The organism is Polymorphospora sp. NPDC050346 (assembly GCF_040655695.1).
GTDB classification, from domain to species: Bacteria; Actinomycetota; Actinomycetes; order Mycobacteriales; family Micromonosporaceae; genus Polymorphospora; species Polymorphospora lycopeni.
In genome coordinates this window covers 15,849-42,435 of record NZ_JBFAKM010000040.1, presented here as the reverse complement: position 1 = coordinate 42,435, position 26,587 = coordinate 15,849, and the positions used below count along the sequence as shown (strand labels likewise).

Genomic DNA, 26,587 nt, shown 5'->3' with positions numbered 1-26,587 from the left:
TCGTCACGGCAACCCCCTCCTCCGGGTACGGCTCAGCGTGCTGCTTCCCATCACGCTACTGACCGGTAATACCCAGGACAGGGTCTGTTGATTCAGCATCTGAACAAGCAAGATCGGGGCAGCCCAGACACGGGCACGCACAGCCATCCAGTGATCGTCTGCTGCTCAGGCGTCGGCGGCCGGCGTGTCGACTGCCTCAACAGCAGACGATCACCAATCCGACGCCGGCGAAAACTGGCGTGGCCGATTCACCGGGTCGACGTGGGTGCCTCCTCGTCGTCGAGGTCGTCCTCGTCCCCGTCGCCCCAGTTGCGCCGCAGGAACGGCAGGCCGGCCCAGTAGACGAGGAAGAAGATCGCGGTGATGCCACTGAGGATGAAGGCGACCGGCCGGGGCAGGATGAAGTCGGTGATCAGCAGTACCGAACTGACCATCGCGATCAGCATGAATCCCAGGCCGCCGCTGGCGACGGCGTGGGCGTACCGGACCAGTTCCGGCTTGCGGCCCTGCCGGAACAGGGCCCGGTGGAACGCGACCGGCGAGATGATCAGCGCGGTGGCGCCGGCCGCGGACAGCAGCGCCACCACGTAGACGTCCCGCTGGAACGCTGTGGTGTCCGGGAAGCCGCTGCTGAACGGCAGCGTGAGCAGGAAGGCGAAGAGAATCTGTACGCCGGTCTGCGCGACCCGCAACTCCTGGAGCAGGTCGGCGAAGTTGCGTTGCCAACGCTGCTTCTCGGTCTCCTTGGCCACCTGACGCCTCCTATGGCACCCCGCCGATGACAACGCCCGTGAATGCCCCGGCGGAGGGGTGACGAAACAACCTCAGCTACCGCGCCTGATCCGGCCGGCGTACCGCCGCTCCAACTCCTCGTTGTGCGCGTCGCCGGCCGGGATGTTCGCCGACAGGTAGACCGGCGGGGTCTGCCCGGCGTCGACCAGCCGGCGCACGACCTCGACCACGATCTGCTGCGCCAGCAGGGCGGCGGTGATCGACGAGACCGCGCCGACCGCGCCGCCGCCGGGCAGTTCCAGGGTCGCGTCCCCGTACGGGGCACCGTTGTCGAGGACCACGTCGGCGAGGTCGGCGAGCTTGCGCCCGGACGGGTGCCGCGACTCGACGCCGGCCGAGTGCTCCCGCGAGGTGATCGCGATCAGGCCGTGGCCGCGCTCCTTGACGAGCTGGGTGAACTCCACGATCGCCCCGTTGACCCCGGAGTTGGAGGCGACGACGAAGACGTCGGCGGGGCTTACCGGCAGCAGGTCGAGCAGGCGGTGGGCGACGGCCGGGTCGCGTTCGAGGGTCGGCCCGAGCACGCTCGGCGACTCACCGCCGTGGATCACCACGTCGCGCAGCGCCACCCGGTTGGTGGGGACCAGTCCCCCGGCCCGGCCGGCGATCTCCATGGCGAGCGCCTCGGAGTGGCCGGTGCCGAAGGCGTGCACCACCCCGTCGGCGGCCAGCGCCGCGGCGATCAGGTCGGCGGCTCCTTCGACAGCTTCGCGCTGGCCGGCGGAGACCCGGTCGATCGTCGACCGGACGACGGACAGGTAGGCATCGGCGCTGAGGGTCATCGGTCCTCCGGGTTCATCGGTTGGCGGCGATCCAGTCCACGGCGAAGTCGACGGCGGCCCGCTGGCGCATCAGCCGGCACCGGGCGGCACCGACCTCGCCGAACCGGACCGCGCCGGTCCCGTCCAGGTCGGCGCCGAGCAGTTCGAAGTCGCCCTCGTCGAGGTCGACGTCGTCCCACCAGCTCCATTCCCGGCCGCCGTCGCCGGTCAGCACGGCGGCGCCGAGGCGGTCCCGGGGCGGGTCCGGCTGCCGGTATTCGGCCAGGTGCAGCGAGGTGTTGGAGTCGTGGCCGACGCCGAGCAGCAGCACGTCGGCGTCGAGGTCGTAGAGCCGGCCCAGCGGCGAGGCGTCGCCGAGCATCCCGGCCCGCGGGTGGTCGGCGACGATGTCGCCGGCCCGGGCGCCGAGGGCCGCGAACGACACCTGCGGGTGGTCGCTGCGCCGGGCTCCCGGCGACGTACGCACCAGCTCGGCGAGCGCCCCCATCCAGCGGCTCGGCGTCACGGCCGGGTCGAAGCCCGGCATCTCGTCGCGGATGGTCGCCCACCAGTGCTCCGGTACGGGCGGGTTGCGCCAGTTCGCCGGGTCGGAGTTGTCCGGGGTGTGGGTCGGCACGACCAGGGTGCCGTCCGGGCCGAGCACGTCCCGCAGGGCCAGTACGACGATCTGCGGGCCGCCGCACACCCAGCCGAGCGGGCGCATCGAGGCGTGTACGACGAGCACCGATCCGGGCCGTACGCCGAGCCGGACGAGGTCCGCGGCGAGCATGGCGCGGGTGAGCGGGGCCGCCTGGGTGATCTCCACTCCCGCCACGGTACGTCGGCTACCCGTACTGCTGTTTCGGCGGGTCCACCTGTCGCCAGGACTCGACCTGGAGGTAGGGGATGTCCTCGCCGTTGACCGGGTCGGTCATGACACGGTCGGTGTAGCCGCCGACCACCTCGACCCAACTGTCGGCGGGCAGCCCGACCGGAACGTTGCCGCTCATCCCGAGTTTGATCGGCCGCCCGTCGGCGGCGCAGCAGGACAGGATCATCCGGGCCAGGATCGGTTCGCCGCCCGGCCCCTCGGCGAGGAAGCCGGTGAGCTGCACGGTCCGGCCGGTCAGCGAGGCGCCACCGTCGAAGATCGCCCGGGACGCGTAGTCGAGCACGCTGATCTTCGCCGGGTCGCCCTCGGGCAGCGGCGGGTAGCTGTCGGCCCGCTGGCTGGAGAGCGCGGTGCCGGCCTGGCCGGCCGCGAACGAGCCGAGCGCCGGCGGGGCGACCAGCAGCAGGCCGAGCACCGGTGCGATCAGCAGCCAGCCGACGCGTGGCTCGTGGTGTCCCTTGCCCCCGTGCTCGTGGCCGTGGTCGTCGTGCTCGTGGTCGTGCCCGGCGCCGGTGGTGCCCGGCCGGGGGCGCAGGTCGTGCAGCAGCGTCATCACCGCGACCGCGACCAGCAGGACACCGGAGGCGATCAGGAACGGCCGCAGCCCCTCCTTGACGTAGCGCAGGTACATGTCGGTGAAGCTGGCCTTGAGTACCGAGCCGCCGAGCAGCAGCAGCACCACGGCCTGGGCCCGCCGGTTCATCGCCGTCCTCCGCTCACAGCAGCACCACACCGACCCCGACGGCCACCAGTACGGCCACCACGAAGGTGGCCGGGGCGAACCGGAACGCGAACCGCCGGCCGAAGACGCCGGCCTGCATCGACACCAGCTTGAGGTCGACCATCGGGCCGACGACCAGGAAGACCAGCCGGGAGGTCAGCGAGAACTGCGACAGCGACGCGGCGACGAAGGCGTCGGCCTCCGAGCAGATCGACAGCAGCACGGCGAGCACGGCCAGCACCAGCACCGACAGCACCGGGTTGTCGGCGACCAGTTGCAGCCAGCGCTCCGGCACCAGCACGTTGATGCAGGCCGCCGCCATCGCGCCGAGCACCAGGAAGCCGCCGGCGTGCACCACGTCGTGGCGTACGGCCGCCCAGAACGCCCGGCCCTTGGACATGCCGTCGAGTTCGGGGCGGTGCGGCAGCCGGATCCAGTCGGCGCGGCCCAGCCGCAGCCACAACCAACCCATGATCATCGCGACGACGATGCTGGCCAGGCCGCGGGCGACCACCATCTCCGGGTTGCCGGGAAAGGCGACGGCGGTCGAGGCGAGCACGATCGGGTTGATCGCCGGCGCGGCGAGCAGGAACGCCAGGGCGGCGGCGGGGGTGACCCCGCGCCGGATCAGCGAGCCGGCGATCGGCACCGCGCCGCACTCGCAGCCGGGCAGGACCACGCCGGCGGCGCTGGCCACCGGTACGGCCAGGGCCGGGTGTCGCGGCAGCGCCCGGGCCCAGAACGAGCGGGGCACGAAGACCGCGATCACGGCCGAGAGCACGACGCCGAAGACCAGGAACGGCACCGCCTGCACCATGACCGAGACGAACACGGTCGTCCAGGTCTGCAGGCGCGGGCTGGAGATCGCGGTCGAGAGCGGCCCCCGGAAGACCACCAGCAGGAGCAGCAGCGCGGCGAGCACCTCGACCGAGCCGATCCGGTCGCCGAGGAGCGGGCGGCGCGGTGGTGGTCCGGGGTCGGGTGGGCCGCCGCCCGCCGGTCCGGTGCCGCTGGCGGGGCCGGCCCCCGTGGTGTCGGGGGCGGCATTGGCCGTGGTCACTGAAGGCTGGTCCCTTCACTACGGACGGTCGCGGTGGGGGCAGACCACCCTACCGCGCGACCAGGTGTCGGGGGCCACATCCGACCTCGGCGCTGTCGCGAAATCACCGTCGGTGCTAGCGTCGGCGCCACAACTTCATATCCGACAGGGGAGCGCACAGCGCTGAGAGTGCGGGACACCACCGCAGACCCTCGAACCTGATCTGGGTAATGCCAGCGCAGGGAGTTCGGTCGATTCTCCAGCCGCGCCACGACCGTCCGGTCGTGGCGTGCGTCTTGCCTGGTTCGCTCGAAGAACTGGGAGGCACAGCCATGACACAACCCACCGCCAGCCGCTGGCGTACGGTCGACATCGTCGTCGCGTCGGTGATCGCCGTCGCGTTCGGCGTCATCTTCTGGGCCTGGAACCTCGTGTGGAGCGCCACCGACCCCGCCTTCGCCTTCTTCCCGGGGGCCCAGGGCATCATCTACGGCATCTGGCTGCTGCCCGGCGTGATCGGCGGGCTGGTGATCCGCAAGCCGGGGGCGGCGTTCTACTGCGAGTTCCTCGCCGCGTTCATCTCGGTGATCCTCGGCAGCCAGTGGGGTGCCCTGGCCATCGTGCAGGGCGCCTTCCAGGGCCTCGGTGCGGAGGCCGCGTTCCTCGCGTTGCGTTACCGCTCCTTCAAGCTGCCGGTGGCCGTGGTCTCCGGCGCGCTCGCCGGCCTGGCCGCCGCGGTCTTCGACCAGATCCGCTACTACGCCGGCTACGACCTCGTCTCGTACCGGATCCCGATGTTCGTCTTCACCGTGATCAGCGCCGCCGTGATCGCCGGTGCCGGCGGCTGGGCGCTGACCCGGGCGCTGGCCCGGACCGGGGCCCTGGATCGCTTCCCGGCCGGCCGCGAGCGGACCGCCGTCTGAACCGGATGCACCGATCAAGGACCGGGTACGCGGCGGCGCCCGCGTACCCGGACTCGGCCTGGACCGGCAACGGCCCGGCGGGGCGCCGGTGAGCGCCGTCGAGCTGCGCGGCTTCGGGTGGCGGCACGCCGGCCGTAAGGCGTGGGCGGTCCGCGGCCTCGACCTGCGCGTCGAGCACGGCGAGCGGGTGCTGTTGCTCGGCCCGTCCGGGGCCGGCAAGAGCACCCTGCTCGCCGCGCTCGCCGGGCTGCTCGCCGAGGACTCCGGCGAGCAGGAGGGCACCGTCGAGATCGACGGGCTCGACCCGCGCAAGTCGCGGGAGCGGGTCGGCATCGTCTTCCAGGACCCGGAGAGCCAGCTCGTGATGGCGCGCTCCGGTGACGACGTGGCGTTCGGGCTGGAGAACCGGGGGGTGCCGGCCGGCGAGATCTGGCCCCGGGTCGACGAGGCGCTGCACCGGGTCGGCTTCCCCTACGACCGGGACCGGCCGACCGCCGCGCTGTCCGGCGGCGAACAGCAGCGGCTCGCCCTGGCCGGCGTCCTCGCCCTGCGCCCCGACCTGCTGCTGCTCGACGAACCGACGGCCAACCTCGACCCGGCCGGCGCGGCGCTGGTGCGCGACGCGCTCGATCGGGCGGTCGGCCGGGACACCACGATGGTCCTGGTCGAGCACCGGGTGGCCGACGCGCTGCCGCTGGTCGACCGGGTGGTGGTGCTGGCGCCGGCCGGCGGCGTGACCGCCGACGGCGCACCGGATCAGATCTTCGCCAGCCACGGCGACACGCTGGCCGACGGCGGCGTGTGGGTGCCCGGCCGGCAGGTCCCGGCCCGCCGGGCCACGACGGCACCGGGCGACGTGCTGCTCACCGCCGAGGCGGCCGGCCTGCCGCCGCGCCTGGCACCGACCGACCTGGCCGTACGCGCCGGCGAGGCGGTCGCCGTACTCGGGCCGAACGGGGCCGGCAAGTCGACGCTGGCGCTGCTGCTCGGCGGGCTGCTCCGGCCGGGCACCGGGCAGGTGGTGGCGACGCCGGCCCTGGCCGGTGCCGACCACCGCCGGCCGCCGCACCGCTGGCGGGCACCGGCGCTGACCCGCCGGATCGGGTCGGTCTTCCAGGACCCGGAGCACCAGTTCGTCACCGGCACGGTCTTCGACGAACTGGCGCTCGGCCCGCGCCGCACCGGCGCCGCTCCCGCCACCGTCAAGTCCACCGTGGACACTCTGCTGGCCCGGCTGCGGCTGGACCGGCTCGCCGGCGCCAACCCGTACACGCTCTCCGGTGGCGAGGCGCGGCGGCTGAGCGTGGCGACCGCGCTGGCCACCGCACCACGCCTGCTGGTGCTCGACGAGCCGACGTTCGGCCAGGACCGGCGTACCTGGATCGAACTGGTCGATCTGCTCGCCGGCCTGCGCGACGCGGGGCACGGCGTCGTCGCGGTCACCCACGACGCCGACTTCGTCGCCGCGCTCGCCGACCGGACCGTCCAGGTGGCCCCGGCGGTGCGGCGGTGACGGTGCCCGGCGGGCCGGTCGCCCGGTCGGACGCGCCGCTGGCCCGGCGCAACCCGGTCGCCAAGCTCGCCGCCGCACTGGTCTTCTCGGTGCCGCTGATCGCGACCCTCGACCCGGTCGCCCCGGCCGTCGCCATCGCCGTCGAACTGGCCGTGCTGCCGCTCTTCGGCGTCCGCTACGGCCTGCTGCTGCGCCGGGCCTGGCCGTTGCTGGTCGGCGCGCTGGGCATCACGGCGACGCTGACCGTCTTCGCCGCCGAGCGCACCGGCACCCTGCTCTTCGCGGCCGGGCCGGTGGTGATCACCACCGGCGTCCTCGCCACCGCGCTCGGCCTGTCCCTGCGGATGGTCGCCGTCGCGCTGCCCGGCGTGTTCGTCTTCGCCACCACCGACCCGACCGACCTCGCCGACGCCCTGGTGCAGAACGCGAAGGCGCCGGCCCGGTTCGCGATCGGCGCGCTGGCCGCGTTCCGGCTGATGCCGCTGCTGGCGCAGGAGTGGCAGATGTTGTCGATGGCCCGCCGGGCGCGCGGCGTCGACGCCGGCCGCAACCCGGTGGCCCGGCTGCGGCTGTTCGCGTCGACGGCGTTCGCGCTGCTGGTCGGCGCGATCCGGCGGGGCACCCGGCTGGCGACCGCGATGGACGCCCGGGGCTTCGACTCGACGACCCCGCGTACGACCGCCCGCCGCCAGCGGTTCACGGCGGCCGACGCCGCCCTCGTGGCCGGCGCGGCGACGCTGGCCGCCGCCGCGCTGGCGACCAGCCTCCTGCTCGGTACGTTCCGCCCCGTGATCTCCTGATCCCCGTGATCAGGGAGTGCGTCCCGCGCGTGCGGGCTCCCTGATCACGGGGATCTCGGGGCGTCAGCGGGTGGTGGTGGCGTCCTGGACCTCGCCGACCAGCACCTCGATGATGTCCTCCAGGAAGAGCACACCCGTCGTACGTCCCTCGTCGTCGAGGACCCGGGCGATGTGCGCCCCGCCCCGCCGCATCGTGGCCAGGGCGTCCTCGAGTTCGCTGTCCCGGCGTACGGCGGCGAGCTTGCGCACCCGCTTGCCCGGGACGGCGGTGGTGTAGGCGTCCCCGGTCAGGTCCATGACGTCCTTCAGGTGCAGGTATCCGCTCGGCTGCCCGTTGTCGGTGAGCAGGTAGCGGGAGTAGCCGCGCGCGGCCACCGCCTGCTGGAGCTGGGCCGGAGTCACGGCCGCCGGGAGCATGACCAGGTCACCGAGGGGCACCTCGACGTCCCCGACGGTCTTCGTGGTGAACTCGAACGCCGCGGTGAGCGTTCCCGAGCCGTCGACGAGCACCCCCTCACGGGTGGACTGCGCGACGATGGTCGCCACCTCGTCGAGGGTGTAGGTGCTGGTCGCCTCGTCCTTCGGGGTCACCTTGAACAGCCGCAGGATGCCGTTGGCGACCCAGTTCAGGCTCCAGATGATCGGCTTGAACACCCGGGCCACGAAGACCAGCGGCGGGGCCAGGATCAGCGCCGCCCGGGTCGGTACGGAGAACGAGATGTTCTTCGGCACCATCTCGCCGAACACCACGTGCAGGAACGTCACGAGCCCCAGCGCGACGACGAACGCGAGCACGGTCACCGCGCTGGGCGACAGCGGGGTGTTGGCGAGCGGGATCTCCAGCAGGTGGTGGATCGCCGGTTCGGAGACGTTCAGGATGAGCAGGGAGCAGACGGTGATGCCGAGCTGGCTGGTGGCCAGCATCAGCGTCGCGTGCTCCATCGCCCAGAGCGTCGTCTGGGCGGCCCGGCTGCCGGAGGCGACCTTCGGTTCGATCTGGGAGCGCCGCGCGGAGATGACCGCGAACTCGGCGCCGACGAAGAAGGCGTTGACGACCAGCAGGACGAAGAGCCAGATGATGCCTGGCAGGTATTCGCTCATCGGGCCTTCGCCTCCGTGCGGTCGCCGGCCGTCCGGTCGAGGCCGGAGGCGCTGGAGCCGTCCGCGGGCACGAACCGCAGCCGGTCGACCTGTACGCCGTTGAGGTGTTCGACCCGCAGGAGGCCGCCCTCGATGGCGACCTCGTCGCCGATCTCGGGGAACCGGTCCAGGCGGGCGGTGACGAACCCGGCGACGGTGTCGTAGTCGTCGTCCTCGGGAACGGCGATCTTGGTCCGTTCGAGCAGCTCGTCGGGGCGCAGCGAGGCGTCGAACAGGATCGTCCGCCCCCGGCGTACGACCATGGTGCGGGCCCGGTCGTGCTCGTCCTCCAGGTCGCCCACGATCTCCTCGACCAGGTCTTCGAGGGTGACGATGCCGCCGGTGCCGCCGTGCTCGTCGTAGACGACCGCGAACTGCAGCCCCTGACCGCGCAGCGCGGTCAGCAGCGTGTCGAGGCCCATCGTCTCGGGAACCTGGAGCGGTTCGACCATGATGTCGGCCGCTCGCACGTTGGAACGCTCCTCCAGCGGGATGGCGAAGGCGTGCTTGACGTGCAGCACGCCGATGATGTCGTCGACGTCCCGGCCGATGACCGGGAACCGGGACAGGCCGGTGGAGGTGGCCAGCCCGATGATGTCGGTGGCGGTGGCGGTGGCGTCGACCGCCGTCATGCGTACCCGGGGGGTCATGACGTCGGAGGCGTCACGGTCGGAGAACCGCAGGGTACGGTCCAGCAGCGTCGCGTGTTCCGGGTCGAGCACGCCGGCCCGCGCCGAGTGGCGCAGCAGCGCGCTCAGCTCCTCGGCGCTGCGGGCACCGGAGAGTTCTTCCTTCGGCTCGATGCCGAAGCCGCGGATCACCGCGTTGGCGGTGTTGTTGAACAGCAGGATCAGCGGCTTGAAGACGGTGGTGAACAGGGCCTGGAAGGGCACCACGAACTTCGCGGTGGCGAGCGGTACGGCGAGGGCGAAGTTCTTCGGCATCAGCTCGCCGATGATCATCGAGAACAGCGTCGCCAGCAGGATTCCGGCGACGGCGCCGACGCCGGGGACCACCGCCTCCGGCACGCCGGCCGCGGTCAGCGGCCCGGCGAGCAGCCGGCTGACCGCCGGCTCGAAGGTGTAACCGGTGAGCAGGGTGGTCAGCGAGATTCCGAGCTGCGCGCTCGACAGGTGCGTCGAGGTGATCTTCAGGGCGGCGATCGTCGGACCGAGCCGCTTCTCACCCCGGGACTGGCGTGCTTCGAGTTCCCCGCGGTCGAGGTTGACCAGCGCGAACTCGGACGCCACGAACATTCCGGTCCCAATGGTGAGGATCAGCCCGATCCCCAGCAGGACCCACTCATTCATCGATCAGCCCCTCTCGTTCGGTGGCCGCCGTGTGGGCGACCGGGACGACGAGGGGCCACGGACTGTGATAAGGAAGATCATCCATAAGGCTGCCGATGCTAGCAGGCGAGGCTGGGATCGAGCTGGGAATCCCAGACTCTCCCGCCGTACGGTCTGAGCTGCGAAAACGATGACGATCCGGGCGATCGGCGAGCATGTTCCCCGACACGCGTGGGCTAGTCCCCGATCACCCGGATCCTGAAACCTCTAACTGCGGCGGAAGGCGTAGCGGCGGGCCGACACCGCGCCCCGGCCACCGCCGCCCCCGGCGAACGGGTTCCCGTTCCGCGGCGGCGGGCCGGACCTCGGCCCGACCGGCCGCGCGGCCGGCTGGTCCGCCTCCACCGGTTCGGCGGCGAAGGCGGCGGCCTCGACGGTGGCGGCGAGTTCCGCCGCCCCGATCCGCTCCCGGTCGACGGGTACGGCGAACGCCTCACCGGCCACCGGCCGGTCGTCGGACGGCAGGGGAAGCCGGCCGTCCACCGCGTTCAGCGCGTCGAGAGCCGGCAGGTCGGGCGGTGCCGCGACGACCGCCGCACCCGCGGGCCGGGCACGACGGTGGGAACCGGACTTCCTGGTGGATCGCTTGGCAGCCATACGGTGCCTCCTTTGACTGTGATCACCGCGACAGCGGTGCGAGCGAAGAGGGAGGCCCGGACATCCGGCGACAGGAGGGCTGCGCGAGAAGATGGACGCCCGAGCGGCCGGGCCGTGGCAGTGGTGGCCGCCGGCCGGCGCGGTCTCGAAGAGGGCGTCAGATACGCATGAGCGCGACGATACCCGCCCCCGGCCCGGGCCGCACCGCCTTTTCCCGCCGGCCTTCTCACAAGACCGGAAACGGCGTACGGGCGTGCCGGCGGACCGGCCCGGATGGCACGATCGGCCGCATGCATCCGCGACCACCCCGGCTGATCATGTGGGACATCGACCGCACCCTGATCCACGCGGGCCGGATCGCCGTCCAGGCGTACGCCACGGCGTTCACCGCCGTCACCGGCCTCGCCTGGCGGGAGGCGACGGTCTTCGCCGGCCGTACGGACCGGGCGGTGACCGCCGAGATCCTCACCGGGTACGGGGTGGCCGACACCGCCGAACTGCGGGCGACGTTCTTCGCCCGGTACACCGAGGAGTTCGCCGCCCGCCGGCACCTGATCGCCGCCTCGGGCCGGGTGCTGCCCGGGGTACGCGAGGTGCTCGCCGCGCTCGCCGACCGGACGCACGTGACGCAGACGCTGGTCACCGGGAACATCCCGGCGGTGGCCCTGGCCAAGGTCGCCGCGTTCGGGCTGGACGGCCCGTTCGACGTGGCGGTCGGCGGCTACGGCATGGACGATCCGGTACGCGCCGAACTGGTCGCCCGCAGCCGCCGGCTGGCCGAGGCGAAGTACGGCCCCTTCGCGCCGTCGGACATCGTCGTCGTCGGTGACACGGTGCACGACGTCGAGGCGGCGCTGGCGGTCGGGGTGACCGCGATCGGGGTGGCGACCGGCGACACCGGCACCGACGAGCTGGCGGCGGCCGGCGCGCACCTGGTCTTCACCGATCTAGGCGACGTCGACGCGGTGGTGGCCCGACTGGCCGGCGACCTCCCGCCCGCGTCACCGCCGTCACCGCGCCGGCCCGCACCATCCGGCAGCGCCGAACCGGCCGGGACCGCCTAGCCGGCTGCCGGCTAGGCGGTGCTGCCGGGCGCGACCGGGTTGGGCAGCGCGCCGCCGAACCGGCGGTCCCGCCGGGCGTACAGCTCGCAGGCGTACCAGAAGTGGCGCCGGTCGAAGTCGGGCCAGAGCGTGTCGAGGAAGACCAGTTCGGCGTACGCCGACTGCCAGAGCATGAAGTTCGACGTCCGCTGCTCGCCGGACGGCCGCAGGAAGAGGTCGACCTCGGGAATCTCGGGGTGGTAGAGGTAGCGGGCCACCGTCTTCTCGGTGACCTTCGCCGGGTCGAGCCGGCCGTCGGCCACGTCCCGGGCGATGGCGGCGGCCGCGTCGGCGATCTCGGCCTGCCCGCCGTAGTTGACGCAGAACTGGAGCGTCAGCGTCGAGTTGTGCTGCGACATCTCCTCGGCGGTGCGCAGCTCGGAGATCACGCTCTTCCACAGCCGCCCGGCCCGCCCCGACCAGACCACCCGGACGCCGAGGTCGACGAGCTGGTCGCGGCGGCGGCGGATCACATCGCGGTTGAAGCCCATCAGGAAGCGCACCTCGTCGGGTGAGCGCCGCCAGTTCTCGGTCGAGAACGCGTACGCCGACAGGTAGGGGATGCCCAGCTCGATGGCGCCCTCGACGGTGTCGAACAGCGAGTACTCGCCCTGCTCGTGGCCCTTGGTGCGGGGCAGGCCGCGTTCCTTGGCCCAGCGGCCGTTGCCGTCCATGACGACCGCGACGTGCCGGGGCAGCGCCTCCTTCGGCAGCACCGGCGGCCGGGCACCGGAGACGTGCGGGGTGGGTGCCTTGGCCGGCCCCCGGCGACTGGACGTCCTAACCATCACTCCCCGCTTCCGACGGTGGCCGCGTGAGCCGCGCCCGCCCGACCCCTGAGTCCCGATCAACCAGCGGCAGCGAGCGTAACCCGCGCTCCAGATGCCACTGCAGGTGCGCCGCGACGAGGCCGCTGCACTCCCGCCGTACGGCGGTCTCGGTGGCGTCGGCGACCCGCCAGTCGCCGGTGGCCAGGGCCGACATCAGGTCGAAGGTGGCCGGCGCCGGATGCGCCGAGCCGGGCGGCCGGCAGTCCGGGCAGACCGCACCCCCGGCCGGTACGGAGAACGCCCGGTGCTGTCCGGGGGTGCCGCAGACCGCGCAGGCGCGCAGGGCCGGCGCCCAGCCGGCGAGCGCCATGCCGCGCAGCAGGTAGGCGTCGAGGACGAGGGTGCTGTCGTGCGTACCGTCGGCGAGCGCCCGTACCGCCCCGAGGGTGAGCAGGAAGAGTCGCAGCGCGGGTTCGCGCTCGACCGGGGTGAGCCGTTCGGCGGTCTCGGCGATGGCGCTGGCCGTGGTGTAGCGCGGGTAGTCGGTGAGGAACCGCTTCCCGAACAGGTCGATCCCCTCGACCTGGCTGATGGTGTGCAGCCCGCTGCCCTGGCCGTCGGGGTTGCCGGCGAGTTGCAGGTCGACGTGGCCGAACGGCTCCAGCCGGGCGCCGAAGCGGGACGTGGTGCGGCGTACGCCCCGGGCGACCGCGCGCAGCCGGCCGTGCCGGCGGGTCAGCAGGGTGATGATGCGGTCGGACTCGCCGAGTTTCTGCACGCGCAGCACCACCGCGTCGTCGCGGTAGAGCTGTCTGCGATAGCCGGCCACCCGCCCATTGTCGCCGCCGGCCGGTGGGCCGGCCGCCGCCGGGGTGCCGGGTCGCCCGTGGCGACTTCGCGACACCCGGACGCGGCGGAGGGGGGACCGGACGACGCCGGTGGATCTCTTCCCCTACCGTGCAGGCATGCGTCTCTCCCGCAACGTAGTGGCTGTCGCCGGCGCGGTGGCCCTCTTCGCCATCGCCGGCTGTGGAAGCGTGTCGGAGCGCCGGCTCGACTTCACCAACACCGAGGAGGTACGGGTCACCGAGATCGTCGTGGTGTCCGGCTCCGGCAACGTGACCGTACGCACCTCCGCACGCTCCGACGTGGAGATCGACCGGACGGTGCAGTACCGGGGCAGCGAACCCGACCGGACCTACCGGATCGAGGGCACCACCCTGCGGATCGAGACCGGCTGCGGGCAGTGGTGCAGCGCCTCGTACGAGATCGACGCGCCGGAAGGGGTGTCCGTGCGGGGCGAGAACGGCTCGGGCAACGTCGACCTGACCGGGGTGGCCGAGGTCGACCTCAAGGTGGGGTCGGGGTCGATCACCGTCACCGGGGCGACCGGTTCGGTCAAGGTCGAGACCGGTTCCGGCGACATCAAGGTGAGCGACCCCGGCGCGGCGTTCACCGCGAAGGCCGGTTCCGGCTCGGTCACCGGCACCGGGCTGGGCGCCGGTCCGGTGTCGGTCGAGGGCAACTCCGGCGACGTCGCGCTGACCCTGGTCCAGCAGGTCGGCGTACGCGCGCACGCCCAGAGCGCGAACGTGACGGTGACCACCCCGGCCGGCTCGTACCGGGTGACCACCGACACCGGCTCGGGCAAGGCCACCATCGAGGTCGTCAACGACCCGCAGGCCGCCACCCACTTCGACCTGAAGACCGGCAGCGGCGACATCACCGTCAAGCCGGCCTGACCCTCGGCGGGGGCGGCCGTGCCGGGCACGGTCACCCCCGCCCTTCTCACCGGCGGGTCGCGATGGATTCGGTGACGACGCGTGTGGTGGCCCCCGCGACGACGTCGGCGACCGGGCCGACGTCCGCCGCCGGTCGCGGCTCGGCGGGTGGGCGCCCGTCCGGCAGCAGCACCGGCCGGCGCCGGGCGGCGATGTCCTCCACCCAGCCGAAGAGCGCCACGGCGACCCCCGTCAGGGCGGCGACCAGGGCGACGCGGAACGCCACTCCCCCGGCCCCGCCGCCGGAGCGCAGGATCTGCCAGCCGGTGACGGCGGCGACCCCGTTGAGGCCGATGATCACCGGCAGGTGCCACAGGTAGATGGTCAGCGCCCGGCGGTTGAGCACGGTCACCGCCCGGCTCACCGGCCTGAACCGGTCGACCCAGGCCGCCGCGGCGGGCGCCAGGCCGAGCACCACGAGGATGAACCCGGCCGAGACGAGCCCGTTGGCGAGCCGGATGTCGTTGAGGTCGATGCCGCGCGGCCCCGGGTGCGTCAGGGCCCAGACCAGACCGGTCGAGACGAGTACGGTCGACAGCCCGACGAGCAGCCGGCGGGACAGCCGGCGCAGCAGGCCGTCGTGGTGGGCGAACCCGAGCAGCCACGCCCCGAAGTAGAGCCCGAAGTCCCGCAGCACCAGGTTGTCCGGCGGCAGCAGCCCGAACGTGTCGACGACGAGCAGGACGTACGGCGCGAGCAGGGTGGGTAGCGGGAAGCGGCGGAAGAGCCGCAGTGCCAGCGGCGAGACGATGACGAACCAGAGCAGGTCGCGCAGGTACCAGACGGCGCTGAGCGCCTGGGCTCCCCATCCGTTGCTCGGCGGGTCGGACAGCGGCGCGGCCCACAGGATCAGCCGCCAGTCGACCGCCAACCCGGTCAGCAGCATCGCCGGCACGAAGAGGGCGGCGAGCAGCCACAGGGACGGCAGCAGCCGGCGCAGCCGGCGGCCGACGGCGGCCGTACCCGAGCGGTCGAGCGAGGCGGCCATCAGCGAGCCGGCGAGCGCGAACATCACCGACATCGCGGGAAAGACCACGGTGAGAAACGCCCACCCCGTGCTGTGGTAGACGACGACGCGGACGATGGCCAGGAAACGCAGGAAGTCGAGGTACCGGTTTCGCATCAGCTCGAATCTCGGCGTGGGTGGCGGGGCGGTGGGCTACCTACCCACCCCGGAACCCATCCAACCCTACCGATGCACGTTGAGCCCGGTTTGACCGGGTCCGCCCGGTCAGCGTGGCTTGCCGAGCGGCAGCGTGCAGAAGGTGCCACCGAGCAGGCCGACGGTCGGCGCGTGCGCGTCGTCCATCGGCGTCATACCGGCGGTGTACGCCTCCGCGTCGTCGACCGGGTCGTATCCGATCGCGGCGCCCTCGGCGAGCGACCACCAGCGGTCCCGGTTGCGGCTGACCCCCCACAGCACCCGGAAGCCGGTGGCGTCGGTGGTCAGGCAGACGTCGACGAGCCGGGCGCAGTCGTCGGGCGACAGCCACGCGTCGCGGTTCCAGGCCGCCGGCGTCGTGGTGCAGGCGCCGATCCGCAGCGCGAAGACGGTCATCCCGAACCGGTCGGCGTAGAGGCTGCCCAGCGACTCGGCGGCCGCCTTGCTCCAGCCGTAGTAGCTGTCCGGGCGCGGCACCGACCCCGACGGGACGCCGTCCGGCCCGGCCGGAGCCGGCACCCCGGACGGCTCGGGCGCGGCGCCGGCACGGCGGTAGAACCCCGCGGCGTGGATCGACGAGGCCAGCACGACCCGCGGCACCCCGGCGATCCGGGCGGCCTCGAGCAGGGTACGGGTGCCGTCGACGTTGACCCGCAGGATGTTCTCCCAGGTGTCCTCGCCGCGCAGCGCGGCGAGATGGACGACCGCGTCGACCCCGGCGCACGCGGCGGCGACCGCGCCTGCGTCGGTCAGGTCGGCGCGCAGCACCTCGACCGGCTCACCGGGGGCCGGCGGGGCCTGCGGACCGACGTCGAGCAGGCGCAGTGCCCGATCCGGGCGGGGCAGCCGCTCGCGCAGGTAGTTGCCGATCCGGCCGCCCGCGCCGGTGACGAGGATCCGCCGCACCGGGCTCAGAACCCCAGCCGGCGCAACTGCTTCGGGTCGCGCTGCCAGTCCTTGGCGACCCGGACGTGCAGGTCGAGGTAGACCCGGCGGCCGAGCAGCGCCTCGATCTCGGCCCGCGCCCGGGTGCCGACGTCCTTGAGCCGGCTGGCCCGGGCCCCGATCACGATCGCCTTCTGGCTGGGCCGCTCGACGTAGACATCGGCGTAGATCTTGAGGACCGGGCCCTCTTCGATCATCTCCTCGACGACGACGGCGATCGAGTGCGGCAGTTCGTCGCGTACACCCTCCAGCGCGGCCTCGCGGACCAGCTCCGCGATCAGCACCTGCTCCGGCTCGTCGGTGAGCATGTCGTCGGGATAGAGCTGCGGTGACGGCGGCAGGTAGTTGGTCATCACGTCGACCAGCGTGTCGACCTGGTGGCCGGAGACGGCGCTGACCGGCACCACCTCGGCGAAGTCGCCCATCTCGCTGACCGCGACCAGCTGCTCGGCGAGCCGCTTGCGGTCGACCAGGTCGGTCTTGGTGACCACGGCGATCACGGTCGCCTTGAGCTCGGCGATCTCGCCGGTGATGAACCGGTCGCCCCGGCCCACCGGCTCGTCGGCCGGCACGCAGAGGCCGATCACGTCGACCTCGCTCCAGGTCTGCCGGACCAGGTCGTTGAGCCGCTCGCCGAGCAGGGTGCGCGGCCGGTGCAGGCCGGGGGTGTCGACGAGGACGAGCTGCGCGTCGGGCCGGTGCAGCACGCCCCGGATGACGTGCCGGGTGGTCTGCGGCTTGCTGGAGGTGATGGCGATCTTCTGGCCGATGATCGCGTTCGTCAGGGTGGACTTGCCGGCGTTGGGGCGCCCGACGAAGCAGGCGAACCCGGCCCGGTAGGTGTCCTCGGGACGCCGGCCCCGGATCTCGCCGGACCGGCCCCGGCCGGCCTGGCCGCCCCGGTCGGCGGGCCGGGCCGGACCGCTGGTGCGACCGCTCACTCGACCACCGTGCCGAGCAGGGTGCCGTCCGGTGCGGCGACGTGGATCGGGGCGTCGGCGGCCAGGTCACGCACTGCCGCGTGCCCGGAACCGTCCAGGGTGGACGCCTCGGTCACCACGGCGGCGGCCTCCAGCCGGCTGGCGCCGGCCGAGGCGGCGGACGCGACGGCCAGCTGGAGAGCGGTCAGCGTCAGCGAGGGCAGCGAGACGTTGGTGGCCGCGTACGTCCGGCCGTCCTGGTCGCGTACCGCGGCGCCTTCGAGCCCGCCGGTCCGGGCCCGCGCGCTACGGGCGAGGGTGACCAGCTTGGCGTCCTCGGCGCCCAACTCGACGGCGCCGCTCTGACCGCCGGGAATGGCGGCGGCGGTGGGTGACTCAGGCATCTGCGGGTTGCCTCTCCTGGGGTGTGTCGTGGGATCCACGCGACTTCGGGGTCGCGCCGCCCTCGGCGGGTCGCGACTCGGCCTCGTCGGGCGAGACGAGCACCGTCTCGATGCGGTTGCGGCGGCCGGTGGTGCCCTCGGCGACCAGCACCAGCCCGCCGATCCGTGCCCGCGCTCCGGGGATCGGCACCCGGCCGAGCGCCTGGGCGAGCAGGCCACCGACCGTCTCGACCTCGTCGGCGGGCAGGTCGACGCCGAACAGCTCCCCGAGGTCCTCGACCGGGAGCCGGGCGGTGACCCGTACGGAGCCGCCGTCGAGGCGCTCGACCGGCGGGCGTTCGACGTCGTACTCGTCGGTGATCTCGCCGACGATCTCCTCGAGGATGTCCTCGATGGTGACCAGGCCGCCGGTGCCGCCGTACTCGTCCACGACGATCACCAGGTGGTTACGGGCCGCCTGCATCTCCGAGAGCAGGTCGTCGACCGGCTTCGACTCCGGCACGAAGGTCGCCGAACGCATCAGCTCGGCGACCGGCACCTGCTGGCTGCGCGGGTCGCCGCCGCCCTGCGCCCGGACCACGTCCTTGAGGTAGAGCAGGCCGAGCACGTCGTCGACGCTCTCTCCGATCACCGGGATCCGGGAGAAGCCGGAGCGCAGGAACAGCATCAGCGCCTGGCGGGACGTCTTGGTCGACTCGATCCAGACCATCTCGGTGCGGGGCACCATGACCTCGCGGGCGATGGTGTCGCCGAGCGCGATCACCGACCGGATCATCTGTCGTTCGCCGTGCTCGACGACGCCGCGCTGCTCCGCCAGGTCGAGCAGTTCGCGCAGCTCGACCTGGGTGGCGAACGGGCCGTCACGGAAGCCGCGGCCCGGGGTGACCGCGTTGCCGATGACGATCAGCAGCGACGCGAGCGGGTTGAGGGCCCGGCCGAGCCAGCGCACCAGCGGGGCGGTGGCCCGGCCGACGGCGTACGCGTGCTGGCGGCCCAGGGTGCGCGGTCCGACCCCGACGACGACGAAGCTCACCACGGTCATCGCGCCGGCGGTGACCAGCGCGGCGGTCCAGCCGGCGCCGAACGTGTCGACGGCGACCAGTGCGACCAGGGTGGTCGCGGTCAGCTCGCACAGCAGCCGCAGCAGCAGCAACAGGTTGAGGTGCCGTACGACGCCGGTGGCGACGACGTGCAGCGTCTGCGCGCCGCGTACCCCCTCCCGGGCCAGTTCGGCCGCCCGGGCCGGCGAGATCGCGGCCAGCGCGGCCTCGGTCATCGCAAACAGCCCGGCCAGGATCACCAGCCCCGCGGCGAAGACCAGCAGTTGCAGGTCGGGGAGGTTGGCCGCGGAGCCGGTGGCGGCTAGGAGGGGCGGCATCACTGGGCCCGGGTCGCCCGCCAGCTCGACAGGAGGCGGGCCTGCAGCTCGAACATCTCCCGCTCCTCCTCCGGCTCGGCGTGGTCGTAGCCGAGCAGGTGCAGGACGCCGTGCACGGTGAGCAGGTGCAGCTCGTCGGCGGCGGAGTGGCCGGCGGTGACGGCCTGCTTCGCCGCCACCTCCGGGCAGAGCACGATGTCGCCGAGCAGCGCCGGCTCACCGCCGGCGACCTCGCCCGGGCCGTGGTCGACGCTGCCCTCGTCCATGGGGAACGCGAGCACGTCGGTGGGTCCGTCGCCGTCCATCCAGCGGTGGTTGAGCTCGGTCATGTAGTCGATGTCGACCAGCAGGACCGACAGCTCGGCGAGCGGGTTGACCCCCATCTCCTCGAGGGCGTGGCGGGCGACGGCGAGCACGGCGTCGGTGTCGACCCCGACACCGGACTCGTTGGCTATTTCGATGGACACTGTTTCCCCTGGTTGACGGCTAGCGGCGCCGGCCGGCACGCGCGGCGCGACCGGGTACGGCGTGGACACCCTGGCCCTGCTGCTGGGCCTCGCGGTCGGCGTCGTAGCGGGCGTACGCGTCGACGATGTCGCTGACCAGCCGGTGCCGCACCACGTCGGTGCTGCTGAGCTGGGCGAAGTGCACGTCTTCGACGCCCTGGAGGATGTCCCGCACGACCCGCAGGCCGCTGGTCGTGCCGCCGGGCAGGTCGACCTGGGTGATGTCGCCGGTGACGACGATCTTCGAGCCGAACCCGAGCCGGGTGAGGAACATCTTCATCTGCTCGGGCGTGGTGTTCTGCGCCTCGTCGAGGATGATGAACGCGTCGTTGAGGGTGCGGCCGCGCATGTAGGCCAGCGGGGCGACCTCGATCGTGCCCGCCGCCATCAGCTTCGGGATCGAGTCGGGGTCGAGCATGTCGTGCAGCGCGTCGTAGAGCGGACGCAGGTAGGGGTCGATCTTCTCGAAGAGGGTGCCGGGCAGGAAGCCCAGCCGCTCACCGGCCTCGACCGCCGGCCGGGTCAGGATGATCCGGTTGACCTGCTTGGCCTGCAACGCCTGGACCGCCTTGGCCATCGCCAGGTAGGTCTTGCCGGTGCCGGCGGGCCCGATGCCGAAGACGATGGTGTGCCCGTCGATCGAGTCGACGTAGCGCTTCTGGCCGAGCGTCTTGGGGCGGATGGTGCGCCCGCGCCGGGAGAGGATGTTGAGCGTGAGGACGTCGGCGGGACGCTCCTCACCACCCTGCTCGAGCATGCCCACGGTGCGGCGGACGGCGTCGGTGGTCAGTGTCTCGCCCTTCTGGATCAGCTCGAGCAGTTCGGCGAAGAGCCGCTCGGCGACCGCGTTGTCCGCGACGGCGCCGGTGATGGTGATCTCGTTGCCGCGCACGTGGACGTCGCTCGCGACGGACCGTTCGATGAGGCGCAGGATCTCGTCACCTGCACCCAGCAGGTTGACCATAATCTGCGAGTCAGGAACCGTGATCCTGGTCTGCACCCGGGCCGGCCCGGGTGATGGGGTGCCGGACATAGGTCGGGCCGCGGGCCCTGCGCCACCTGCTCTCGGTCTCGGCGCCGCGCGGGCGGCGCACTGTCGTTCCTCACGCCGCGTGGGCGGCGCGTTCTCGTTGCTCGCGCCGCGTGGGCGGCGCTGTCGTTGCTCGGCGCCGCACGGGCGGCGCACTGTCGTCGCTCGCGCCGCGGGTGCGGCGCGCTGGTTCTTACCGCACCGCACCTGCGGTGTTTACGAACCGTCCTGCCATCGTATCGGTTCCGCGGCGGGATGACCCGGGCCATTTTCGCCCGTACCGCCGACCCGCCGGTGGTGGTGGGCGGTCACCCACCACCACCGGACGAAACAGTACGAAACACTCAGAGCTCGTACGTCGTGACCCCGTCGAACGTCTCCTGCGTCCGGGTGAACCGGTAGGTCGCCCAGTGCATCCGGACCACCCGCCCGGCCGCGTCCCGGGTCAGCCGCAACAGCTCGCCGGTCTCCCGCCCGGACACCGTACGCAGCACGTCCGGCCGGTCCGGCAGCGGCGCGAACACCGCCGGCGGCGCACCGGCCGGCGCGTCGGCGGCCCGGGCCCGCAGCGCGCCGTCGCGCCAGAAGAACACGAACGGGAACCCCTCGCCCCACCAGTGCCCCAGCACCGACCGGTAGGCCGGCGGCGGCGCCTCCCCCGGCACCCAGGCGGTCACCTCGGCGGGGTCGTCCTCGACCGCCGCGGCCAGCAGCCGGTGCGACAGTTCGTTGATCTCGTCGGAGGTGCCCGAGGAGGCGAGCACCGCGCAGCCCATCGCCTTCGGCGTCGCGCCGCCGCCCCGCCGCCCGTAGACCGACGACAGGAAGCCGGGCATCGCCCCGTCGTGCCCGACGTGCACGATCCGCTCGCCGGCCACCGGCTCCGCCGGCCGCTGCGGAAGCAGGATCAGCCCGAGTCCGAAGCCGGCCTGCCAGGACGCCTCGTCGGTGGTGGTCAGCGGCCAGCGCATCTCGTCGAGGGTGGCCGGGGCCAACACCGCACCGGACGGGTCGACCACGGCCGGGTCGGCGAGGAACGCCGCCCAGCGGGCCATGTCCGTCGCGGTGCTCCACAACTGCGCGGCCGGGCCGAGCGCGCCGAGGTCGAGGCGCGGTTCCGGTCGGGCGTGGTCGGAATAGGCGTCGACCAGGAACCCGGTCGCCGCCCCCGGGCCGGGATACACCGTGGTCGACGACAGCTCCAGCGGCCGCAGCACCCGGTCGGCGAGCACCTCGGCCCAGGTGCCGCCACGCAGCCGGGCGACGGCGTGCCCGAGCAGCGCCAGGCCGAGGTTGGAGTAGTGGAACCGGCGGGCCGGGGGCAGCGCCCGGTCGATCCGCGCCAGGTCGGCCAGCAGCTCGGGTACGTCGGGCGAGCGCAGCGTGTCCCAGATGTCGCCGTACGGCTCGCGTTGCAGGCCGGCGGTGTGCGACAGCAGCCGGCGTACGGTCGCCGTGCCGTGCGCGGGCACGTCGAGGTGCCGGCCGATCGGGTCGTCGAGGTCGAGCAGCCCGTCGTCGCGGCACTGCATGACCAGCACCGCCGTCAGCGTCTTGGTGACCGAGCCGATCCGGAAGACGGTGTCCGGGCCGAGCGGGTTCTCGTTGCCCGTGCCACCGACCGTGCAGGTCCACAACGGACGGTCGGCACGGTGCAGCGCCACCGAGAGCGCCGGCACCCGCGCCTGCGCCTGGGTACGCCGGACCAGCCGTTCCAGCCGCTGGTTCACGCCCGCCACCCCGCGCCTACCGGGCCACCATCGGGCCCAGCGGTGTGCCGCCGAGCAGGTGCGCGTGAACGTGGAAGACCTCCTGGCCGCCGTACCCGCCGGTGTTGAAGATGGTGCGGAACCCGCCGGTGAGCAGGCCCTCGGTCTCGGCCACGACGGCGGCCGTGGCCAGCACCTCGGCGGCGAGGGTGGGGTCGCCCTCGGCGAGGGCGACCACGTCGCTGTAGTGCTCCTTGGGGATCACCAGCACGTGTACCGGCGCCTGCGGGTTGATGTCGCGGAAGGCGAGGGTGTGTTCGGTCTCGCGGACGACCGTGGCGGGGATGTCGCCAGCGACGATGCGGCAGAAGAGGCAGTCGTTGTTCACGTTCCGCATGGTAGGCGCGCCGGGCCGCCCCCGCCGCCGCGGCACGGCGTACGGCATGATGCTCGGCATGACGGGACGGGCGGTGCTGGTCACCGGGGCTTCCAGGGGCATCGGACGGGCGGTCGCGGCGCTGTTCGCGCAGCACGGCGACCGGGTCGCCGTGCACCACCGCGATTCCGCGGACCTCGCCGGGGAGCTGGTCGCGTCGCTGCCCGGCGCCGGCCACATCGTCGTACGCGCCGACCTGGCCGACCCCGAGCAGGTGCGCGCCGCCGTCGACGGTGCGGCGGAACAGTTCGGCGGGCTCGACGTGCTGGTCAACAACGCCGGTGTCTACACCCCACACGGCATCTTCGACACCAGCTACGAGCAGTGGCAGCACGAGTGGCGGCGGACCCTGGACACCAACCTGGTCGGCGCCGCCAACGCGATCTGGTGCGCGGCGCGGCACATGCGCGAACGCGGCGGGCGGATCGTCAACGTCTCCTCGCGCGGGGCGTTCCGCGGCGAGCCGGGGCAGCCGGCGTACGGCGCCAGCAAGGCGGGGCTGAACGCGCTCGGCCAGTCGCTCGCGGTGGCCCTCGCCCCGTACGGCATAGCGGTCGCCACGGTGGCGCCCGGGTTCGTGGCGACCGACATGACCAACGAGCACCTGAAGCCGCCGCGCGGCGACGAGATCCGCGCGCAGAGCCCGTTCGGCCGGGTGGCCCGGCCGGAGGAGATCGCCGAGGCGGTGTTCTGGCTGGCCTCCCCGGGCGCGGAGTGGGCGTCGGGCACGATCGTCGACCTCAACGGCGCGTCCTACCTACGTAGCTGAGCGGGTGACGGCACACCGGCGTTATGAGTCAGCCGGGATGAACCAACGCATTGCTTAACGTCAATATGTATTCGTAGGCTCCCGGTTACCTGATCCGCGGGGTGCCGCCGGCACACCGCCACCATGGCCGGGAGGACTTCCATGGTTCGTTGGCACAGACTCGTCGGCGCCGTCGCCGCCGCCCTGACCGCGTTCACCTTCGCCGGCGCGGTCCCCGCCTCCGCCGCACCGGCCACCGCCGGTGACGTCACCCCGTTCGTCGTCGGCGGCACCCGCGCCGCCCAGGGCGAGTTCCCCTTCATGGTGCGGCTGTCGATGGGCTGCGGCGGGTCGCTCTACACCCCGCAGATCGTCCTGACCGCCGCCCACTGTGTGGGGCGGACCGGGGCCAACACCAGCATCACCGCCACCCTCGGCGTCGTCGACCTGCAGTCGACCAGCCGGATCACCCGGCGGTCGTCGTACGTCTACCGGGCCCCCGGCTACAACGGCGTCGGCAAGGACTGGGCGCTGATCAAGCTGCAGAGCCCGGTCACCGGCCTGGCGACGCTGCCGATCGCGACCACCACCGCCTACAACAACGGCACCTTCACCGTCGCCGGCTGGGGCGCGCCCTACGAGGGTGGCCCGCAGCAGCGCTACCTGCTGAAGGCCCAGGTGCCGTTCGTGCCGGACAGCACGTGCCGGACGTCGTACCCGAGCATGGTCCTGGCCGAGGAGATCTGCGCCGGCTACACCGGCGGCGGCATCGACACCTGCCAGGGCGACTCCGGCGGCCCGATGTTCCGCCCGGACGCGGCCGGCGCCTGGATCCAGGTCGGCATCGTCAGCTACGGCCGGGGCTGCGCCCGCCCGAACTACCCCGGCGTCTACACCGAGGTCAGCACCTTCGCGGCGCAGATCGCCTCGGCGGCGGCCAGCATATAGCCGGTCGACCCCCGCAGCCGACGACCGGCCGCGTCGCCGCCCACCGGCGCCGCCCCGCCCGCCAACGCGGACGGGGCGGCGCTGTCACGCGGGAAGGGCCGACGAGGTCCTGCCCACCAGGTTTCCCGGCCGGAGGGCCGGGCCGCGGGATGGTGCAGGTGTACGTCGAGCCCGCGCAGCCGTCCGGCGACCGGCCGCTGGCTTCGCCACGGTCCGGGCCGCCCCGGGCGAGCGGCGTGCCGCGGCCCGAACTTACGTTCCAGGTGTGCGGCGGCGGCTGGCGTACGATCCCGGCGACCACCTCGTCGGGGCGGCGCACAGCCTGACCGCCGCCGGCCGTCGACCGGGTGGGAACGGACCAGCCGAGAGGACAGCCGAGTGCCGTTGTTCGAGATGCGGCCGGACACGATCGTCGCCGTACCGAAGACGACCTTCGCGGTCGAGCAGGTGCTGGAGCGTGGTGACCTGCAGCGGCTGCTGCGGGCCCAGATCGCGGTGATCGCCGACGACATCCTGGTCGTCGCCGAGGAGTTCGGCGCGTTCACCGAGGCCAAACGTCGTATCGATCTGTTGGGGATCGACCGCGAGGGCCGGCTCGTGGTGATCGAACTCAAGCGCACCACCGACGGCGGACACCTGGAACTGCAGGCCCTGCGATACGCCGCCATGGTCTCGGCCATGACCTTCCGCGACCTGGTGGAGCACTACGAGCACTACCTCGGCCGGGTCGAGCCCGACGCGGTCGACGACGCCCGCAACCGGTTGACGGACTGGCTCCACGACAGTGAGGAGCCCACCCTCAGCCGGGAGGTCCGGGTCGTCCTGGTCTCCGCCGGGTTCGACCGGGAGATCACCACGACCGTGCTCTGGCTCACCGACGTGTACGGCCTCGACATCCGCTGCGTGCGGTTGACCCCGTACCGGGTCGGCGACCGCCTGCTGCTGGACGTGCAGCACGTCATCCCGCTGCCGGAGGCCGGCGAACTGACCGTCCAACTGCGTCGCCGGCAGACCGAGGCACGTGCCGCGCGGGCCGACGGCCGGGAGCGGACTTCCTACGTCGTCACGACCCCGGCCGGCTCCAGCGAACCGCTGCTGAAGCGCTGGGCGCTGCTGGCCATGGTCACCGGCCTGCATCGGGCCGGGGTGAGCGGGGCCACCCTCTCCGGCGTCCTGCCCCGCGGCCGCTTCGTGGACCTGCCCGGCACCATGTCCGGGCCGGAACTCCTCGACGCGTTCGTCGCCCACTATCCCGGCGCCGAGGACCGACCGCTGCGCTGGTTCCTCGACCATCCGCTGCACGACGGCGACCGCACCTGGGTGCTGTCGAAGATGTGGGGGACCAAGACCCAGGCCACCCTCGACCGGCTCATCGGACTCGCCCCCGGCGACGGCTTCGGCTACCGGGCCGTCGAGAACGTGTGACCGCTAGCGGCCGGCCGGGTACGCGCCGACGAGCTGGCGCTCCGCCGCCGCCAGGTAGATCTCCAGCTCGGCCCCGGCCGCGTCGGCCCCGCCGTCGACGATGAGGGTGAACAGCCGCCGGTTCCACCCGACGTACGGCAGGTGGAACGCCCGCTCGTCGGGCATGGCGTGGAAGGCCAGCCGCAGCTCGGCGAGGATCTGCCCCATCGTCTCGTCGACCCGTGGGCTGCCGAGCAGGGCCGCGATCGCCTGATGGAAGTGGATGTTGGCGGTGCCGACGTCGAGCCACTCCCCGCACGCCGCCGCGCGGTCGCCCTCGGCCACCGCGGCGCGCAGCCGCCCCAGGTCGGCCGGGGTGGCGGTGGCCACCCGACCGACGGCGGCGCACTCGACCAGCCGCCGCACCCGGTAGATGTCGATCACGTCGTCCACCCCGAGGCGACGTACCGAGACCCCGCGGTTCAACTCGTGCACGACCAGCTTCTCGTGGCCGAGCAGGCGGAACGCCTCGCGCAGCGTGTTGCGGGAGACCTCCAGTGCGCCCGCCCACTCCTCTTCGGACAACCGATCGCCGGGGCGTATCCGGCCGGCCCGGATCATCTCGCGCAGCCGGCCGGCAGCCCGCGCGGATGCGCCCGCACGCTCGGATTCGGTACGGTCCGCCCTTCCGATACGGACGGTCGCCGGTGTCCCGACCAGCTTCGCCACGCCACCTCCCGGGGCCAGCAATTGCCTGTCGCCGATATCCTGGAACCCGGATTGTTGAACGATCCTAATAAGCTCGGGCGGCAACAC

At 72.9% G+C, this 26,587-nt stretch carries 28 protein-coding genes and 1 riboswitch; of the genes, 8 read left to right on the top strand and 20 right to left on the bottom strand.

Annotated elements, in window-relative coordinates; translation table 11 throughout:
* Window positions 1–248: 248 nt before the first annotated feature.
* The 5 genes from AB0I42_RS30610 to AB0I42_RS30590 all read right to left on the bottom strand — a co-directional run bounded on the left by AB0I42_RS30610 (window position 249) and on the right by AB0I42_RS30590 (window position 4,103).
* Window positions 249–752 (bottom strand): DUF6328 family protein, encoded by a 504-nt coding sequence (locus tag AB0I42_RS30610; RefSeq protein WP_357542734.1) that lies wholly within the window; start codon window positions 750–752, stop codon window positions 249–251.
* A 72-nt stretch (window positions 753–824) separates the two neighbouring features.
* On the bottom strand, window positions 825–1,574 hold the full coding sequence (locus AB0I42_RS30605) for an SIS domain-containing protein (protein ID WP_357542732.1): 750 nt from the start codon (window positions 1,572–1,574) through the stop codon (window positions 825–827).
* A gap of 13 nt (window positions 1,575–1,587) precedes the next feature.
* Window positions 1,588–2,379: an AAC(3) family N-acetyltransferase gene (locus tag AB0I42_RS30600; protein WP_357542730.1), complete on the bottom strand. Its 792-nt coding sequence runs from the start codon at window positions 2,377–2,379 to the stop codon at window positions 1,588–1,590.
* A gap of 19 nt (window positions 2,380–2,398) precedes the next feature.
* Window positions 2,399–3,148 (bottom strand): TIGR03943 family protein, encoded by a 750-nt coding sequence (locus AB0I42_RS30595; protein ID WP_357542728.1) that lies wholly within the window; start codon window positions 3,146–3,148, stop codon window positions 2,399–2,401.
* A gap of 13 nt (window positions 3,149–3,161) precedes the next feature.
* Window positions 3,162–4,103, bottom strand: coding sequence for a permease (locus AB0I42_RS30590; RefSeq protein ID WP_357542802.1), 942 nt, complete (start codon window positions 4,101–4,103; stop codon window positions 3,162–3,164).
* A 259-nt stretch (window positions 4,104–4,362) separates the two neighbouring features.
* Window positions 4,363–4,468, top strand: a riboswitch (TPP riboswitch).
* A gap of 69 nt (window positions 4,469–4,537) precedes the next feature.
* Here AB0I42_RS30590 and AB0I42_RS30585 point away from each other — a divergent pair.
* The 3 genes from AB0I42_RS30585 to AB0I42_RS30575 all read left to right on the top strand — a co-directional run bounded on the left by AB0I42_RS30585 (window position 4,538) and on the right by AB0I42_RS30575 (window position 7,441).
* On the top strand, window positions 4,538–5,128 hold the full coding sequence (locus AB0I42_RS30585) for an ECF transporter S component (protein ID WP_357542726.1): 591 nt from the start codon (window positions 4,538–4,540) through the stop codon (window positions 5,126–5,128).
* A gap of 88 nt (window positions 5,129–5,216) precedes the next feature.
* Window positions 5,217–6,641, top strand: coding sequence for an ABC transporter ATP-binding protein (locus AB0I42_RS30580; RefSeq protein ID WP_357542724.1), 1,425 nt, complete (start codon window positions 5,217–5,219; stop codon window positions 6,639–6,641).
* A gap of 2 nt (window positions 6,642–6,643) precedes the next feature.
* Window positions 6,644–7,441: an energy-coupling factor transporter transmembrane component T gene (locus tag AB0I42_RS30575; RefSeq protein WP_357542800.1), complete on the top strand. Its 798-nt coding sequence runs from the start codon at window positions 6,644–6,646 to the stop codon at window positions 7,439–7,441.
* A gap of 63 nt (window positions 7,442–7,504) precedes the next feature.
* Here the strand turns inward: AB0I42_RS30575 and AB0I42_RS30570 are convergent, their stop codons facing one another.
* The 3 genes from AB0I42_RS30570 to AB0I42_RS30560 all read right to left on the bottom strand — a co-directional run bounded on the left by AB0I42_RS30570 (window position 7,505) and on the right by AB0I42_RS30560 (window position 10,527).
* A complete protein-coding gene (locus tag AB0I42_RS30570; protein WP_357542722.1) occupies window positions 7,505–8,542 on the bottom strand; it encodes a hemolysin family protein in 1,038 nt (345 codons plus the stop codon).
* Complete coding sequence (locus tag AB0I42_RS30565; protein ID WP_357542720.1) at window positions 8,539–9,891, bottom strand: hemolysin family protein; 1,353 nt, start codon at window positions 9,889–9,891, stop codon at window positions 8,539–8,541. Before AB0I42_RS30565 ends, AB0I42_RS30570 begins: the two co-directional genes overlap by 4 nt.
* Window positions 9,892–10,137: 246 nt before the next feature.
* Window positions 10,138–10,527: a hypothetical protein gene (locus AB0I42_RS30560; RefSeq protein WP_357542718.1), complete on the bottom strand. Its 390-nt coding sequence runs from the start codon at window positions 10,525–10,527 to the stop codon at window positions 10,138–10,140.
* Between the two features lie 290 nt (window positions 10,528–10,817).
* Between AB0I42_RS30560 and AB0I42_RS30555 the strand changes: the two genes are divergently transcribed.
* Entirely contained in the window at window positions 10,818–11,591 is a 774-nt protein-coding gene (locus AB0I42_RS30555; RefSeq protein ID WP_357542716.1) for a haloacid dehalogenase-like hydrolase, read from the top strand.
* An 11-nt stretch (window positions 11,592–11,602) separates the two neighbouring features.
* On the opposite strand, the gene AB0I42_RS30550 is transcribed toward AB0I42_RS30555, so the two are convergent.
* Window positions 11,603–12,418, bottom strand: a complete 816-nt coding sequence (locus AB0I42_RS30550) for an isoprenyl transferase (RefSeq protein ID WP_357542714.1) — start codon at window positions 12,416–12,418, stop codon at window positions 11,603–11,605.
* Window positions 12,411–13,229, bottom strand: coding sequence for a DNA repair protein RecO (gene recO / locus AB0I42_RS30545; RefSeq protein ID WP_357542712.1), 819 nt, complete (start codon window positions 13,227–13,229; stop codon window positions 12,411–12,413). Before recO ends, AB0I42_RS30550 begins: the two co-directional genes overlap by 8 nt.
* 136 nt (window positions 13,230–13,365) lie before the next feature.
* Here recO and AB0I42_RS30540 point away from each other — a divergent pair, with 136 nt between their 5' ends.
* Entirely contained in the window at window positions 13,366–14,142 is a 777-nt protein-coding gene (locus AB0I42_RS30540) for a DUF4097 family beta strand repeat-containing protein (RefSeq protein WP_357542710.1), read from the top strand.
* Window positions 14,143–14,188: 46 nt separating this feature from the next.
* On the opposite strand, the gene AB0I42_RS30535 is transcribed toward AB0I42_RS30540, so the two are convergent.
* The 9 genes from AB0I42_RS30535 to AB0I42_RS30495 form a co-directional block, all read right to left on the bottom strand.
* The gene (locus tag AB0I42_RS30535) at window positions 14,189–15,304 is read right to left on the bottom strand and encodes an acyltransferase (protein ID WP_357542708.1); all 1,116 of its coding nucleotides are present in this window, start codon (window positions 15,302–15,304) and stop codon (window positions 14,189–14,191) included.
* A 108-nt stretch (window positions 15,305–15,412) separates the two neighbouring features.
* Window positions 15,413–16,249: an NAD(P)-dependent oxidoreductase gene (locus tag AB0I42_RS30530; RefSeq protein WP_357542706.1), complete on the bottom strand. Its 837-nt coding sequence runs from the start codon at window positions 16,247–16,249 to the stop codon at window positions 15,413–15,415.
* A gap of 5 nt (window positions 16,250–16,254) precedes the next feature.
* Window positions 16,255–17,154, bottom strand: a complete 900-nt coding sequence (era, locus tag AB0I42_RS30525) for a GTPase Era (RefSeq protein ID WP_357542798.1) — start codon at window positions 17,152–17,154, stop codon at window positions 16,255–16,257.
* Window positions 17,155–17,225: 71 nt separating this feature from the next.
* Window positions 17,226–17,612, bottom strand: a complete 387-nt coding sequence (locus tag AB0I42_RS30520; RefSeq protein WP_357542704.1) for a cytidine deaminase — start codon at window positions 17,610–17,612, stop codon at window positions 17,226–17,228.
* Window positions 17,605–19,014 (bottom strand): hemolysin family protein, encoded by a 1,410-nt coding sequence (locus AB0I42_RS30515; RefSeq protein WP_357542796.1) that lies wholly within the window; start codon window positions 19,012–19,014, stop codon window positions 17,605–17,607. The genes AB0I42_RS30520 and AB0I42_RS30515 overlap by 8 nt, the downstream gene beginning before the upstream one ends.
* Window positions 18,990–19,457 (bottom strand): rRNA maturation RNase YbeY, encoded by a 468-nt coding sequence (ybeY, locus tag AB0I42_RS30510; protein WP_357542702.1) that lies wholly within the window; start codon window positions 19,455–19,457, stop codon window positions 18,990–18,992. Before ybeY ends, AB0I42_RS30515 begins: the two co-directional genes overlap by 25 nt.
* 19 nt (window positions 19,458–19,476) lie before the next feature.
* Window positions 19,477–20,529, bottom strand: a complete 1,053-nt coding sequence (locus AB0I42_RS30505) for a PhoH family protein (protein WP_357542700.1) — start codon at window positions 20,527–20,529, stop codon at window positions 19,477–19,479.
* Window positions 20,530–20,870: 341 nt separating this feature from the next.
* Window positions 20,871–22,265, bottom strand: coding sequence for a serine hydrolase domain-containing protein (locus AB0I42_RS30500; RefSeq protein WP_357542698.1), 1,395 nt, complete (start codon window positions 22,263–22,265; stop codon window positions 20,871–20,873).
* Between the two features lie 7 nt (window positions 22,266–22,272).
* A complete protein-coding gene (locus AB0I42_RS30495) occupies window positions 22,273–22,623 on the bottom strand; it encodes a histidine triad nucleotide-binding protein (RefSeq protein ID WP_357542696.1) in 351 nt (116 codons plus the stop codon).
* A gap of 67 nt (window positions 22,624–22,690) precedes the next feature.
* On the opposite strand from AB0I42_RS30495, the gene AB0I42_RS30490 reads away from it, so the two are divergent.
* The 3 genes from AB0I42_RS30490 to AB0I42_RS30480 all read left to right on the top strand — a co-directional run bounded on the left by AB0I42_RS30490 (window position 22,691) and on the right by AB0I42_RS30480 (window position 25,792).
* Complete coding sequence (locus AB0I42_RS30490) at window positions 22,691–23,440, top strand: SDR family oxidoreductase (protein WP_357542694.1); 750 nt, start codon at window positions 22,691–22,693, stop codon at window positions 23,438–23,440.
* Window positions 23,441–23,581: 141 nt separating this feature from the next.
* Window positions 23,582–24,367, top strand: coding sequence for a serine protease (locus AB0I42_RS30485; protein ID WP_357542692.1), 786 nt, complete (start codon window positions 23,582–23,584; stop codon window positions 24,365–24,367).
* Between the two features lie 378 nt (window positions 24,368–24,745).
* On the top strand, window positions 24,746–25,792 hold the full coding sequence (locus AB0I42_RS30480) for a hypothetical protein (RefSeq protein ID WP_357542690.1): 1,047 nt from the start codon (window positions 24,746–24,748) through the stop codon (window positions 25,790–25,792).
* Window positions 25,793–25,795: 3 nt separating this feature from the next.
* Here the strand turns inward: AB0I42_RS30480 and AB0I42_RS30475 are convergent, their stop codons facing one another.
* Window positions 25,796–26,500 (bottom strand): GntR family transcriptional regulator, encoded by a 705-nt coding sequence (locus tag AB0I42_RS30475; RefSeq protein ID WP_357542688.1) that lies wholly within the window; start codon window positions 26,498–26,500, stop codon window positions 25,796–25,798.
* Window positions 26,501–26,587: the final 87 nt, after the last annotated feature.

Excerpts from the sequence above, each read along its gene's own strand:
- AB0I42_RS30535 (WP_357542708.1), bottom strand. The coding sequence starts at position 15,304 with ATGCGAAACCGGTACCTCGACTTCCTGCGTTTCCTGGCCATCGTCCGC.
- AB0I42_RS30560 (WP_357542718.1), bottom strand. The coding sequence starts at position 10,527 with ATGGCTGCCAAGCGATCCACCAGGAAGTCCGGTTCCCACCGTCGTGCC.
- AB0I42_RS30490 (WP_357542694.1), top strand. The coding sequence starts at position 22,691 with ATGACGGGACGGGCGGTGCTGGTCACCGGGGCTTCCAGGGGCATCGGA.
- AB0I42_RS30540 (WP_357542710.1), top strand. The coding sequence starts at position 13,366 with ATGCGTCTCTCCCGCAACGTAGTGGCTGTCGCCGGCGCGGTGGCCCTC.
- AB0I42_RS30555 (WP_357542716.1), top strand. The coding sequence starts at position 10,818 with ATGCATCCGCGACCACCCCGGCTGATCATGTGGGACATCGACCGCACC.
- AB0I42_RS30520 (WP_357542704.1), bottom strand. The coding sequence starts at position 17,612 with ATGCCTGAGTCACCCACCGCCGCCGCCATTCCCGGCGGTCAGAGCGGC.
- AB0I42_RS30570 (WP_357542722.1), bottom strand. The coding sequence starts at position 8,542 with ATGAGCGAATACCTGCCAGGCATCATCTGGCTCTTCGTCCTGCTGGTC.
- AB0I42_RS30585 (WP_357542726.1), top strand. The coding sequence starts at position 4,538 with ATGACACAACCCACCGCCAGCCGCTGGCGTACGGTCGACATCGTCGTC.
- AB0I42_RS30605 (WP_357542732.1), bottom strand. The coding sequence starts at position 1,574 with ATGACCCTCAGCGCCGATGCCTACCTGTCCGTCGTCCGGTCGACGATC.
- AB0I42_RS30505 (WP_357542700.1), bottom strand. The coding sequence starts at position 20,529 with ATGTCCGGCACCCCATCACCCGGGCCGGCCCGGGTGCAGACCAGGATC.
- AB0I42_RS30565 (WP_357542720.1), bottom strand. The coding sequence starts at position 9,891 with ATGAATGAGTGGGTCCTGCTGGGGATCGGGCTGATCCTCACCATTGGG.
- AB0I42_RS30550 (WP_357542714.1), bottom strand. The coding sequence starts at position 12,418 with ATGGTTAGGACGTCCAGTCGCCGGGGGCCGGCCAAGGCACCCACCCCG.
- AB0I42_RS30595 (WP_357542728.1), bottom strand. The coding sequence starts at position 3,148 with ATGAACCGGCGGGCCCAGGCCGTGGTGCTGCTGCTGCTCGGCGGCTCG.
- AB0I42_RS30485 (WP_357542692.1), top strand. The coding sequence starts at position 23,582 with ATGGTTCGTTGGCACAGACTCGTCGGCGCCGTCGCCGCCGCCCTGACC.